This window comes from Sphingopyxis sp. 2PD (assembly GCF_005503695.1).
Classification (GTDB): domain Bacteria; phylum Pseudomonadota; class Alphaproteobacteria; order Sphingomonadales; family Sphingomonadaceae; genus Sphingopyxis.
In genome coordinates, this window is the sequence record NZ_SCMU01000016.1 from 31229 (window position 1) to 44112 (window position 12884).

13 protein-coding genes are annotated in these 12884 nt (G+C 65.5%); 10 read left to right on the forward strand and 3 right to left on the reverse strand.

The window, feature by feature from the left end:
- Positions 1–63 precede the first annotated feature (63 nt).
- Together FFS18_RS11810 and FFS18_RS11815 are read right to left on the reverse strand one after the other, a co-directional pair.
- Complete coding sequence (locus tag FFS18_RS11810; RefSeq protein WP_120216927.1) at positions 64–1845, reverse strand: cation:proton antiporter domain-containing protein; 1782 nt, start codon at positions 1843–1845, stop codon at positions 64–66.
- Positions 1846–1992: 147 nt separating this feature from the next.
- Entirely contained in the window at positions 1993–3207 is a 1215-nt protein-coding gene (locus FFS18_RS11815) for an NADP-dependent isocitrate dehydrogenase (RefSeq protein ID WP_137870992.1), read from the reverse strand.
- A gap of 150 nt (positions 3208–3357) precedes the next feature.
- Between FFS18_RS11815 and FFS18_RS11820 the strand changes: the two genes are divergently transcribed.
- Together FFS18_RS11820 and FFS18_RS11825 are read left to right on the forward strand one after the other, a co-directional pair.
- Positions 3358–4092 carry a phosphatidylserine decarboxylase gene (locus FFS18_RS11820; RefSeq protein WP_137870993.1) on the forward strand — a complete coding sequence of 245 codons (735 nt, stop codon included), beginning with the start codon at positions 3358–3360 and terminating at the stop codon, positions 4090–4092.
- Position 4093: 1 nt separating this feature from the next.
- On the forward strand, positions 4094–4867 hold the full coding sequence (locus FFS18_RS11825; RefSeq protein ID WP_171005300.1) for a CDP-alcohol phosphatidyltransferase family protein: 774 nt from the start codon (positions 4094–4096) through the stop codon (positions 4865–4867).
- On the opposite strand, the gene FFS18_RS11830 is transcribed toward FFS18_RS11825, so the two are convergent.
- Positions 4851–5111: a hypothetical protein gene (locus FFS18_RS11830; RefSeq protein WP_137870994.1), complete on the reverse strand. Its 261-nt coding sequence runs from the start codon at positions 5109–5111 to the stop codon at positions 4851–4853. The genes FFS18_RS11825 and FFS18_RS11830 overlap by 17 nt on opposite strands.
- 311 nt (positions 5112–5422) lie before the next feature.
- Here FFS18_RS11830 and rpsB point away from each other — a divergent pair, with 311 nt between their 5' ends.
- From rpsB to rseP, 8 genes are all read left to right on the forward strand, one after another.
- Positions 5423–6247 carry a 30S ribosomal protein S2 gene (gene rpsB, locus FFS18_RS11835; RefSeq protein WP_137870995.1) on the forward strand — a complete coding sequence of 275 codons (825 nt, stop codon included), beginning with the start codon at positions 5423–5425 and terminating at the stop codon, positions 6245–6247.
- Between the two features lie 133 nt (positions 6248–6380).
- Positions 6381–7307, forward strand: coding sequence for a translation elongation factor Ts (gene tsf / locus FFS18_RS11840; protein ID WP_120216919.1), 927 nt, complete (start codon positions 6381–6383; stop codon positions 7305–7307).
- Positions 7308–7539: 232 nt separating this feature from the next.
- A complete protein-coding gene (gene pyrH, locus FFS18_RS11845; protein ID WP_137870996.1) occupies positions 7540–8271 on the forward strand; it encodes a UMP kinase in 732 nt (243 codons plus the stop codon).
- Between the two features lie 26 nt (positions 8272–8297).
- Positions 8298–8852 (forward strand): ribosome recycling factor, encoded by a 555-nt coding sequence (frr, locus tag FFS18_RS11850; RefSeq protein ID WP_137870997.1) that lies wholly within the window; start codon positions 8298–8300, stop codon positions 8850–8852.
- Between the two features lie 159 nt (positions 8853–9011).
- Positions 9012–9689 (forward strand): polyprenyl diphosphate synthase, encoded by a 678-nt coding sequence (gene uppS / locus FFS18_RS11855; RefSeq protein ID WP_137870998.1) that lies wholly within the window; start codon positions 9012–9014, stop codon positions 9687–9689.
- A gap of 185 nt (positions 9690–9874) precedes the next feature.
- Positions 9875–10552, forward strand: a complete 678-nt coding sequence (locus FFS18_RS11860) for a phosphatidate cytidylyltransferase (RefSeq protein ID WP_137870999.1) — start codon at positions 9875–9877, stop codon at positions 10550–10552.
- A gap of 1 nt (position 10553) precedes the next feature.
- Positions 10554–11720 carry a 1-deoxy-D-xylulose-5-phosphate reductoisomerase gene (locus FFS18_RS11865; RefSeq protein WP_137871000.1) on the forward strand — a complete coding sequence of 389 codons (1167 nt, stop codon included), beginning with the start codon at positions 10554–10556 and terminating at the stop codon, positions 11718–11720.
- Positions 11713–12843, forward strand: a complete 1131-nt coding sequence (rseP, locus tag FFS18_RS11870) for an RIP metalloprotease RseP (RefSeq protein WP_137871009.1) — start codon at positions 11713–11715, stop codon at positions 12841–12843. The genes FFS18_RS11865 and rseP overlap by 8 nt, the downstream gene beginning before the upstream one ends.
- The last annotated feature ends 41 nt before the right edge of the window (positions 12844–12884 follow it).

Here is a 12884-nt window from a genome sequence, read left to right on the forward strand (position 1 = left end):
GCGGCTATCCGAGAAGCGCCCTTCGACAAGCTCAGGGCTACGGATATGGGGAGCCGAAGTGCGTTAAGCCGCTTCCTCGCCCGTCGCCGGACGGCGTACCTTGCGAATGCGCGGTTCGCGGTCCAGTTCGCCCTTGGTCATGATGTCGCGCCGCATCTTGGCGCGCACGTCGTGGATCGATGCGATCACCGGGCCCATCGCAACGCCGAGGTCGATCAGCACCGCTTCGGCGAGTTGCAATGAGCTTTCGAGCGTTTCGGGCACCGCGTCGCTTGCCCCCGCCTGATACAACGCTGCGGCATGGTCGGCGTCGCGCGCGCGGCTGATGATCGGTAGCTCGGGAAATTTCTGCCGCAACTGCTTGGTCATCCGCAACTGCTGCACCGGATCGTCCATCGTCAGCACGATCGCGTCGGCGCTTTCGATCCCCAGCTTGTCGAGGCTGCCCGACCGCGCGACATCGGCGAACCGCACCGAAAAACCGTCACGCCGCGCCACCGCCACGCTATCGATATTGGCATCGACGGCGATATAGGAGCGGCCATGCTCGCGCAGCAGCTCGGCGACGGTGCGCCCGACGCGGCCGAACCCAACGATCACCGTCCGCGCCACGGCAGGCTCGTCCTCGGGCGTGTCGTCGCTGCGCATTTCGATCCGCCGCGCCATGTCATGCCCGATGCGCGCCAGAAGCGGCGTGATGGTCAGCCCGATCGCCGTGACCAACTGCCAGAAACTGGCCGTTTCGGGGTCGATAATGCCTGCCGTCAGAGCGGCGGTCAGCACGATCAACGTCGTTTCCGACGGGCTGGCCATTAACAGGCCGACTTCAGCGGCGGTGCCGCGGCGTGCGCCGGAAAAGCGGAGCAGCGATGCGGTGACAATCGCCTTGACCAGCACAACGCCGACAACCGCGGCGATCAGCAGCGGCCATTGCGCTGCAATGCTCTGAAGGTTCAGTCCCATGCCGACGCTGATCAGGAACACCCCGAGCGCGAGGCCCTTGAACGGCGCCGTGATCGCCTCCACCTCGCCATGATATTCGGTTTCGGCGATCATCAGGCCCGCGAGCAACGCCCCGACGATCGGCGACAGGCCGACGGCGGCGGTGGCGAGCGCGGCGACGATGACCACCAGCAGGCTGGCGGCCAGAAACAGTTCGGGGTCCTTGGCGCGCGCCGCCTGCGCGAAAATTCGGGGCAGCAGGAACCAGCCCGCGACCGCGAGCACCGCGACGACCAGCGCGCCCTGCCACAGGGTGGTCAGCAGCAATTCGGTGTTGTCGCCCGCCGGATTGGGGGCGAGGGCACCGAGGACGAAGATGATCGGGACAATCGCCAGATCTTCGAACAGAAGCATCGAAAAGGAGGCGCGGCCGACCGCCGATTTGGTTCCGACCATGGGCAGCACCAGGGCCGTCGAGGATAAGGCGAGGGCGATCCCCAGTCCGAACGCCGCGGGCGTCGACAGATCGCCGAGCAGCCACAGCCCGCCGCCCAATATCGCCCCGCCGATCAGCAACTCCGCGGCGCCGACCCCGAACACCAGCTTGCGCAGCGCCCACAGCCGCCGGAATGAGAGTTCGAGCCCGATCGAGAACAACAGCAGGATGATGCCGAATTCGGCGAAAAGCGCGATGTCCTCGGTCGATCCGATCGTGACATGCTTCAGCCACGGATAATCGCCCGCCAGCGACCCCAGCCCCGATGGCCCGACCAGCAGGCCGACCAGGATGAACCCGATCACCGGCGGCAGGCGAAAGCGCGCAAACGCGGGGATGACGATGCCCGCGGCGCCGAGAACCACCAGAGCGTTGCCGATGGCCGATGTTTCTGTTTCCGATACCATAAGGGCCGACCTTATGCAGGCCGGCCCCGATTGGCTAGGTGGTTATGGGAAGCACCCGGTAAACGTCGCCCCCGCGAAGGCGGGGGCCGCTAAAGGGATGGCGCATGGTAGCCAGCGGCCCCCGCCTTCGCGGGGGCGACGATGACCTTAGCTCCCCATCTTGGCGTCAAGATTCTCCACGATCGCCTCAAAGAAGCCCTCGGTGGTCAGCCAATTCTGGTCGGGGCCGATCAGCAGTGCCAGATCCTTGGTCATCTTGCCGCTTTCGACCGTCGCGACGCAGACCTTTTCCAGATCGTCGGCGAATTTGATCAGCGCGTCATTGCCATCGAGCTTGCCGCGATGCTTCAGGCCGCCGGTCCACGCGAAGATCGACGCGATCGGATTGGTCGAGGTCGCCTTGCCCTGCTGGTGCATGCGGTAATGGCGGGTTACGGTGCCGTGCGCGGCCTCGGACTCGACGGTCTGGCCGTCGGGGGTCATCAGCACGCTGGTCATCAGGCCCAGCGAGCCAAAGCCCTGCGCCACCGTGTCCGACTGGACGTCGCCGTCGTAATTCTTGCAGGCCCAGACGAACTTGCCCGACCATTTCAGCGCCGAGGCGACCATGTCGTCGATCAGGCGATGTTCGTAAACGATGCCGAGCGCGTCGAACTTGGCCTTGAATTCGGCGTTGAACACTTCCTCGAACAGATCCTTGAACCGCCCGTCATAGGCTTTCAAGATCGTGTTCTTGGTCGACAGATACACCGGCCATTCGCGGGCGAGGCCATAGTTGAGGCTGGCGCGCGCAAAGTCGCGGATCGAATCGTCAAGGTTGTACATCCCCATCGCGACCCCCGAGGTCGGGAACTGGAACACTTCCTCGTCGATCACGGTGCCGTCCTCGCCCTCGAACACCAGGCGCAGCTTGCCGGGGCCGGGGACGCGGAAATCGGTCGCCTTATACTGGTCGCCGAACGCATGGCGGCCGACAACGATCGGGTCGGTCCAGCCGGGGACGAGCCGCGGGACGTTGCGCATCACGATCGGTTCGCGGAACACCACGCCGCCCAGAATATTGCGGATCGTACCGTTCGGCGACTTCCACATTTTCTTCAGGCCAAATTCCTCGACGCGGGCTTCGTCGGGGGTGATCGTCGCGCATTTGACGCCGACGCCATATTTCTTGATCGCGTTCGCGGCTTCGACGGTGATCTTGTCGTCGGTGCGGTCGCGTTCCTCGATGCCAAGGTCGTAATAATGCAGGTCGATGTCGAGATAGGGCAGGATCAGCCGTTCGCGGATCCATTGCCAGATGATCCGGGTCATTTCGTCGCCGTCGAGTTCGACGACCGGGTTGGCTACCTTGATCTTGCCCATGCGTTCAGCCTTTATCCTTGGGGAGTCGGAGTTGCAGCGGGCCTTAGGCAAAGCGGCGCCATTGATCAATGGGCGTGGTGGCGGCGGTCCGGAACCCGGGACGTGCCTTATCCATTGTCAGTATCAGGTGCGCCCCCTAGAAGAACGGCCATGTCCAATATCATCTCTTCGAACCGCCCGGGCGGCGGCATCAAATGGCAATGGCCGTCGATCCATCCCGAAGGTCGCAAGTTCCTGCTTATCGCTGGCATCATCACGCTGTGCTTCTGGCTGCTCGGTTGGGAGATTGTCGGCTGGCTGATGTTCGGGGTGACCTTGTGGGTCGGCGCCTTCTTCCGCGATCCGGTTCGCGTCACGCCGACCGGCAGCGATGTCGTCATCGCGCCTGCCGACGGGTTGATCACCCAGATCGCCGAAGTCGCGCCGCCGCCCGAGATCGCGGGCGCCGACGGCCTCGGCGACGCACTGATGCTGCGCGTGTCGATCTTCATGAGCGTGTTCGATGTCCACATCAACCGCACGCCGGTGGCAGGAACGCTGCGCAAGCTGGTGTATATTCCCGGAAAATTCCTCAACGCCGATCTCGACAAGGCGAGCGAGGAGAATGAACGCCAGCATTTCGTCGTCGAGCGCGCCGACGGGGTGCGGATCGGCTTCACCCAGATCGCGGGGCTGGTCGCGCGGCGGATCATGCCGTTCGTCACCATGGGCAACGAGCTCGCCACCGGCCAGCGCGTCGGCCTCATTCGTTTCGGCAGCCGCGTCGACGTCTATCTGCCCGTGGGGACCACGCCGCAGGTGCTACTCGGACAGCGGACGCTGGCGGGCGAAACCGTGATCGCGCGGATTGGCCAAGCGGCAATGATCGACGGCATCGGGCAATAGGGTGAGCGAAGACCAGCAGATCGCCCCCGACGCCGCCGGGCGACGCATCGGCGGCATCAGCCTGCGCGCCTTTGCGCCCAATGCGATCACCGTGCTGGCGCTCTGTTTCGGCCTGACCGGGGTGCGCTTCGCGATTGGCGGGCAGTTCGAGCTGGCGATCGCCGCGGTGATCTTTGCCGGGGTGCTCGACGGGATGGACGGGCGCATCGCCCGGCTGCTGCGCGCGCAGAGCAAATTCGGCGCCGAGCTTGATTCATTGTCCGATGTGATCGCATTTGGCGTCGCCCCGGCGATGATCCTGTTCCTCTGGTCGCTGACCAACGCCCCCAAATTCGGCTGGACCGCTGCGCTCGCGCTGGCGGTCTGCTGCGCGCTCCGCCTTGCGCGTTTCAACTCGCGCATGGATGCCGATTTTCAGCCACACAAGTCGGCGGGCTTCAACACTGGTATTCCCGCCCCGGCGGGCGCCGGCCTGTCTTTCGTCCCCGTCTATCTGTGGCTGACGACGGGCAATGAATTCTTCCGCGAATGGTATGTGGTGATGCCGTGGGCGCTGGCCGTCGCGATGCTGATGATTTCGGCAATCCCGACTTACAGCTGGGCCTCGATCCGTCTGCGCCGGTCGTGGCGGCTGTTCGCGCTGGCGGGGGTCGGGTTGCTCGGCGCCGCGCTAGTGACGGCGCCGTGGCTGACCCTGCTGGCGGTCTGCGCAATCTATGCGGCGACACTGCCTTTCGGGCTGGCCAGCTATGCGCGGGTCAGGCGGCGCGGCTGAACTGCGGACGAACCGTCATGGCGACGGGCATCCGGCGCGGCACAGCGCGGCGCGCATTTGTCCGGTGGATCGGCAGCGCGGAAACGGCGGGGTCCGATTCGGGTGACGTGGCGACCGGGAAAGCGCCTTCGCCAAGCAGCGCCGACAGGATTGCGGTCTCGTTCGATTTCAGCATCGCCAGGATCACCGTGATGCCGAGGCCGACGGCGAGGGCAAAGAGGAGTGCGGCTGCGACCTGAACCATGATCTGTCCTTCCGGGTTTTCGTTAACGAAACCTTTCCAACCAAAATGACGGTTTCGCTTGGCTTTTGGTTGCATGTTCTTGGTTTGTTCTCAACTGTTTTGCGACGAACCGAGTCAAATTGTCGCCGGATCGATCGACGCCGCGCGCCCGCGGCTCGTCGCAAAGCCGTGCTCGACGCTTGCTTTTGACCGCCAAGGCCGCTAACGGGCCGCCCATTCCACATGGAAGGCGCACATAAACCGGTGCCGGGATCGTCGCTTGCGACACCTGGTTCTTGCTTTCCAGAGGACCAACCGGAAGGAGAAAGACCATGGCGGCACCTGTCGTCACGATGCAGAATCTTATCGAGGCTGGCGCCCACTTCGGCCACCAGACCCACCGCTGGAACCCGCGCATGAAGCCGTACATCTTCGGCGCGCGCAACGGCATCCACATCCTCGACCTGTCGCAGACCGTGCCGCTCTTTGCGCGCGCGCTCGAATTCGTCGCTTCGTCGGCGGCCTCGGGTGGCAAGGTGCTGTTCGTCGGTACCAAGCGCCAGGCGCAGGGGCCGATCGCCGACGCCGCACGCGCTTCGGGTCAGCACTTCGTCAACCACCGCTGGCTGGGCGGCATGCTCACCAACTGGAAGACGATCTCGAACTCGATCAAGCGGCTCAAGACCCTCGAGGAACAGCTTTCGGGCGACACCTCGGGCCTGACCAAGAAGGAAGTGCTCAACAAGACGCGCGAACGCGACAAGCTCGAAATGAGCCTTGGCGGCATCCGCGACATGGGCGGCATTCCCGACGTGATGTTCGTGATCGACGCGAACAAGGAAGAGCTGGCGATCAAGGAAGCCAACGTCCTTGGCATTCCGGTCGTCGCGATCCTCGATTCGAACGTCTCGCCCGACGGCATCGCCTTCCCGGTTCCGGCGAACGATGACGCCGCCCGCGCGATCCGTCTCTACTGCGACGCGATCGCTCAGGCAGCGACGCGCGGCGGCCAGCAGGCGCGCGCCGATCGCGGCGAAGATCTGGGTGCGGCGGTCGAACCCGTTGCCGAACCCGTGCTCGTCGAAGCGGCTGTGACCGAAGATGAACAGGTTCCGGCCGAAGCGGCCGCCGAAACCGAACGCCAGAGCGACGCTTAATCCGCTTTGCGCATGACGGGACGGCGCGGCTCTGCCCGACGCTGTCCCGTCATCGTTTTGACTTGTCGTCCCGCCATGCGCGCGGACGTCCCGCGGGCCGAAACGGGCCCGCCCTTTTGGAAAGGAATATCCCATGGCTGAAATTACGGCCGCTCTCGTCAAGGAACTGCGCGACCGCACCGGCGCCGGCATGATGGACTGCAAAAAGGCGCTTGCCGAAAATGGCGGCGACATCGAAGCGTCGATCGACTGGCTGCGCACCAAGGGTCTCGCCGCCGCCGCCAAGAAGGCTGGCCGCGTCGCCGCCGAAGGTCTCGTCGGCGTTGCCACCGATGGCACCCGCGGTGCGATGGTCGAAGTGAACAGCGAAACCGACTTCGTCGCCAAGAACGAACAATTCCAGGGCTTCGTCCGCGACGTCACCAATGTCGCGCTCGCCGGCAGCATCACCGACATCGAAGCGCTGGGCGCCGCCGCTTATCCGACCGGCGGCACCGTCGCCGAGGCGCTGACCCAGAATATCGCCACGATCGGTGAGAACCAGTCGCTGCGCCGCACCGCGATCGTGTCGGTCGGCTCGGGCGTCGTGACCGGCTATGTCCACAATGCGGCTGCGCCCGGCATGGGCAAGATCGGCGTGCTCGTCGCGCTCGAATCGACCGCGGGCGCCGATGTGCTCGAACCGCTGGGCAAGCAGCTCGCGATGCACGTCGCCGCCGCGAACCCGCTGGCGCTGAACGGCGACGATCTCGACGCCGACCTCGTCGCGCGCGAACGCGCGATCGCCGAGGAAAAGGCCGCCCAGTCGGGCAAGCCCGCCGACATCGTCGCCAAGATGGTCGACGGCGCGATCGCCAAGTTCCGCAAGGAAAATGCGCTGCTGTCGCAGCTCTTCGTGATGGACGGCAAGACCCCGGTTGCCGAAGTCGTGGCCGCTGCCGGCAAGGATGTCGGCGCGACGATCACGCTCAAGGGTTTCACCCGCTTCCAGCTCGGCGAAGGCATCGAGAAGGAAGAAAGCGATTTCGCGGCGGAAGTCGCGGCGGTCGCCGGCGTTTGATTGCCAAATCCTCCCTGTGGCGAAGCCATGGGGAGGTGGCAGCGGCGTAGCCGCTGACGGAGGGGCCTTGGCGCAAGCGTCGCTGGCCCCTCCACCACCGCTTCGCGGCGGTCCCCCTCCCCACGGCTACGCCGCAGGGAGGATGGCGCGGCAGTCCGCTTGGCAATGGCGCGCGCCTTCACTAGGGTGCGCGCCATTCGCGTATCTAATTCCCAAAGAGGTTCCCCCCGACATGGCTCTACCCGGCATGAAACGCATCTTGCTGAAACTGTCGGGCGAGGCGCTGATGGGATCGACCCCCTTCGGCATCGACCCCGAAACCGTCGCCAGCATGGCCGCCGAGGTCAAGGAAGCCAAGGATCGCGGGCTCGAAATCTGTCTCGTCATCGGCGGCGGCAACATCTTCCGCGGCATGGCGGGCGCTGCCAAGGGCATGGACCGGGCGCAGGCCGATTATATGGGCATGCTTGCGACCGTGATGAACGCGCTGGCGATGCAGAATGCGCTCGAACAGCTGGGCGTCCAGACGCGCGTCCAGTCGGCGATCGAGATGGACAAGGTATGCGAGCCGGTGATCCGCCGCCGCGCCGAACGCCATCTGGAGAAGGGGCGCGTCGTGATCTTTGCTGCGGGGGTGGGCGCCCCCTATTTCACCACCGACAGCGGCGCCGCGCTGCGGGCCGCCGAGATGAAGTGCGATGCACTGCTCAAGGGTACCAGTGTCGATGGCGTCTATAATGCCGACCCCAAAAAGGATAAGTCCGCGGTCCGTTACGACACGCTGAGCTACGACCGGGTGCTCGCCGACAATCTGAAGGTGATGGACGCGAGCGCGGTGGCGCTGTGCCGCGACAATCAGATCCCGATCGTCGTATTCAACATTCGCGAAGCCGGCAATCTGGCGCGCGTGCTGGCGGGCGAGGGGGTTTCGACCGTCGTCACCGATGCCGCCGCGACCGCCTGAGCCAAAGCAAAAGAGAGGACAAGACGATGGCGAAATATGACAAGGCCGACCTCGAACGCCGCATGCACGGCGCGGTCGAATCGCTGAAAAGCGACCTTTCGGGCCTGCGCACCGGGCGCGCGCACACCGCGCTGCTCGATCCGGTGACGGTCGAGGTTTACGGCAGCCACATGCCGCTCAACCAGGTCGCGTCGGTCAGCGCGCCCGAACCGCGCATGCTGTCGGTGCAGGTGTGGGACAAATCGAACGTCGGCCCGGTCGACAAGGCAATCCGCTCGGCCGGGCTCGGGCTCAACCCAATCGTCGACGGCCAGATGCTGCGCCTGCCGATCCCTGAAATGACGCAGGAGCGCCGCAAGGAGCTGTCGAAGCTCGCCGGCCAATATGCCGAAAAGGCGCGCGTTGCAGTGCGCAACGTCCGCCGCGACGGCATGGACAATCTGAAGGCCGACGAGAATAAGAAGGAAATCAGCGAGGACGAGCGCAAGCGCGCCGAGACCGAGGTCCAGAAGCTGACCGACGCGACGATCGCCGAAATCGATGCCGCCGCGGCTGCCAAGGAAAAGGAAATCCTGGGCTAAGCCGATGCGCGACGGTGCCGCCATCGCGATCCTCCCCGGAACGGGGAGGGGGACCATGCGAAGCATGGTGGGGGGGCACCCTCTATCATACGCCGCGCGTGGCCTCGCGTGCCCCTCCACCACCTTCGGTGGTCCCCCTCCCCGTTCCGGGGAGGATCTATGAGTCACGGCGCACGCCATGTCGCCATCATCATGGACGGCAATGGCCGCTGGGCGAAAAAACGCCTGCTGCCCCGCGTCGCCGGTCACAAGGCCGGGGTCGAGGCGGTGCGGACGATCGTGCGCGCTGCGGGCGACCTCGGGATCGAGGCGATGACGCTCTACGCCTTCAGCTCCGAAAACTGGAAACGGCCCGAGGAAGAGGTCAACGACCTGATGGGGCTGATGAAGCGGTTCATCCTCAGCGACCTCGACGAATTTGCGGCGAATGACGTCCGGCTCAAAGTGATCGGCAACTGGCGCGCGCTCGCGCCCGATGTCGTCGCGCTGATCGACAATGCGCTCGAACGCACGTCGGGTAACAAGCGCACGACGCTGGCGGTCGCGCTCAACTATGGCGCGCAGGACGAACTGGTGCGTGCGGCGACCGCCGCCGCGGCCGAGGGGCCGATCACCGAGGAAACGCTCGCCGCGCATCTCGACACCGCCGACATGCCGCCGCTCGACCTCTTGATCCGCACCTCGGGCGAAGTGCGGCTGTCGAACTTCCTGCTCTGGCAATCGGCCTATGCCGAGCTCTATTTCACCGACAAGCTGTGGCCCGATTTCACGCCCGCCGATCTGAAAGCCGCGCTCGACCATTTCGCGCGCCGCGACCGTCGTTACGGGGGGCTGTGAGGTGATGGACCATGCTTCGAACCAAGCACCGTTCCCCCGCGAAGGCGGGGGTCCATCACCGATCCCCTCGAAATTCGACCAGCGGCAGCGAAACGGAGAGAGGGCAGGTGATGGACCCCCGCCTTCGCGGGTGAACGGGTTGATTTATTTGGATTTGGTTGGTCAAGGCGGGGAAGTGTGAAGTCATGACTACCGCGACAAAATCGGACCTGTGGACCCGGATCGGGTCGGCGATCATCCTGTTCGCGATCGCGGGCACCGCGCTGTGGTTCGGCGGGCTGGCGTTCGGCTTGCTCCTGCTCGTCGGCGGCGCGCTTGTGCTGGTCGAGTGGTTTCAGCTCGTCAAGCGGATGACACTTGGCGGCGGCGCGAAGGCCGCGCTGAACGCGCTCGGCCCGATCCTCGTGCTCGGCGCGATGGCGGGGCTGTGGTTCATCCGCGACCAGCTCGGCATGACCGCGGCGCTGTGGGTATTCGGCATGGTGTGGGCGACCGACATCGGCGCTTATTTCGCGGGTCGCGCCTTCGGCGGCGCGCGCCTCGCGCCCAAAATCAGCCCGTCGAAAACCTGGTCGGGGCTGGTCGGCGGCATGGTCGCCGCGCTGATCGCCAGCGCCACCATCGGCGACCGCGCCGGCATCGCCGGCGTGCCGCTGTGGATCGGCCTGTTCATGGGGCTGCTCGCGCAAATGGGCGACCTCGCGCAAAGCTGGATGAAGCGCCGCGCGGGCGTCAAGGATTCGGGCAAGCTCATCCCCGGCCACGGCGGATTGTTCGACCGCGTCGACGGCGTGCTGCCCGTGGCGCTGCTGCTCGGCGCGCTGGCGTATCTCGGGCAACTCAGCGTCGGGACGGCGGGCTGACATGACGCAGCGCCGCCTTTCGCTGTTCGGCGCCACTGGGTCGGTGGGGCAATCGACCCTCGACCTGGTGCGGCGCGACGGCGCGGCGTGGCGGGTCAACGTGCTCACCGCGAACAGCGACGTCGCCGAACTGGCACGGCTCGCCCGGGAATTTCGCCCCGATGTCGCGGTGATCGCCGATGCGGCGCGCTTTGGCGAGCTTCGCGATGCGCTGGCCGACACCGACATCGACGTTGCGGCCGGAGCCGATGCCTTGGTCGAGGCCGCGCAGCGCCCGACCGATCTGGTCATGGCGGCGATCGTCGGCACCGCAGGGCTCGCCCCGACGATGGCAGCGCTGGCCGCCGGGTACGATGTTGCGCTCGCCAACAAGGAAGCACTGGTATCGGCGGGCGAATTGATGACCGCCGTTGCGCGGACCTCCGGCGCCACCATCCTGCCGGTCGACAGCGAGCATAATGCGATCTTCCAATGTCTCGCTGGCGGCAAGATCGAACAGGTGCGTCGCATCATCCTGACCGCGAGCGGTGGCCCGTTCCGCACGATGAGCGCCGATAAAATGGCGGCCGTCACCCCGGCGCAGGCGGTCGCGCACCCCAACTGGTCGATGGGGGCCAAGATCAGCGTCGATTCGGCGACGATGATGAACAAGGGGCTCGAACTGATCGAGGCGCATCACCTGTTCCCCGTCGGGCTCGACCGCATCGAAATCCTCGTCCACCCGCAATCGGTGATCCACAGCCTTGTCGAATATATCGACTGCTCGACGCTCGCGCAGCTCGGCTCGCCTGACATGCGCATCCCGATCGCCAGCGCGCTCGCCTGGCCGCAACGGATGGCGACGCCGTGCGCGCCGCTCGACCTCGCGGCGATCGCGCGGCTCGATTTCGAGGCGCCCGACGAGGTGCGTTTTCCCGCGACCGCGCTCTGCCGCGCCGCGATCGCCGCAGGCGGCGCGCGCCCGGCGCAGCTCAACGCCGCGAACGAGGTGGCGGTGGCCGCCTTCCTTGCGGGTCGCATCGCTTTTCCGGCAATCGTCGATACGGTGCGCCGCGTGATCGACGCCGATGCACCCGCCGCGCCGTCATCGCTTCAAGATATATTCAGCGTCGATGCCGCATCGCGTTCGGCTGCCCAACGCTTTGTGGACCAATATGAACATGCTTGACGTTCCGCTTTGGCTTTATCCGATCGCATTTCTGGCGGTGCTCGGCCCGCTCGTGTTCGTGCACGAATATGGCCATTACATCGTCGGACGCTGGTGCGGGGTGAAGGCTGATACCTTCTCGATCGGCTTTGGGCGCAAGATCGTCAGCTGGACCGACAAGCGCGGCACCGAATGGAAGATCGGTTGGCTGCCGCTCGGCGGCTATGTCCAGTTCGCCGGCGACCGCGATGCGGTCAGCCAGCCGGACGCCGAGTGGCAGCATCTGCCCGCCGAACAGAAATCGCACACTTTTCCCGCGCAGCCGGTGTGGAAACGCGCGCTGATCGTCGCGGCGGGGCCCGTGACCAATTTCCTGTTCGCCATATTGATCCTTGCGGGCTTTGCCTGGGTGGGCGGAACGCTAGTGACGCCCCCCGTTGCGGGCGGGATCGAGGCGGGATCAGCGGCGGACGCCGCTGGCCTGCGTCCGGGCGACCGGATCGTCGCGATCGATGGGCGCAGCATCGACGTATTCAGCGATATTCCGATGGCGGTCGCCCACCGTCCGGGCGAAACGATGCAGGTCCGCGTCGCCAGCGGTGGCAGCGAACGGACGATCGCGCTGACCCCGCGGCTGGTCAAAGACAAGGATCCCTTTGGCAAGGAATATGAACGGGCGATCATCGGGCTGGCGCCGCCGCCGGTTCAGATCCAGTCGGTCAGCTTGCTCGAGGCGCCCGCCGTCGGCTTGCGCCAGACCTGGCAGATCGTCCGCCAGACCGGCGAGGTGCTCGGCCAGTTCCTGACCGGGCGCCGGTCGATCAAGGACATGAACGGCCCTGTCAAGATTGCCGAAGTGTCGGGGCAGGCGGCCACGCTGGGGCTGGCGTCGCTGATATTCTTCATCGCGCTGATTTCCATCAATCTGGGGTTCATCAACCTCTTGCCATTGCCCATGCTTGATGGAGGCCATTTGCTTTTCTACGCCTATGAGGCTGTGCGGCGCCGCCCGGCGCCTGCGCAGGCACAGGAATGGGCGTTTCGATTCGGCTTTGCGGCGATCGTCACGCTGATGCTGGTCGTGACTTTCAACGATTTGGGCTCATTGGGCCTGTGGGACGGGATCGCGCGCTTGATTGGCTAGCGAGTCTGGGGCAGGGAGTTGCGCGCGAACCCGCGGTCAGG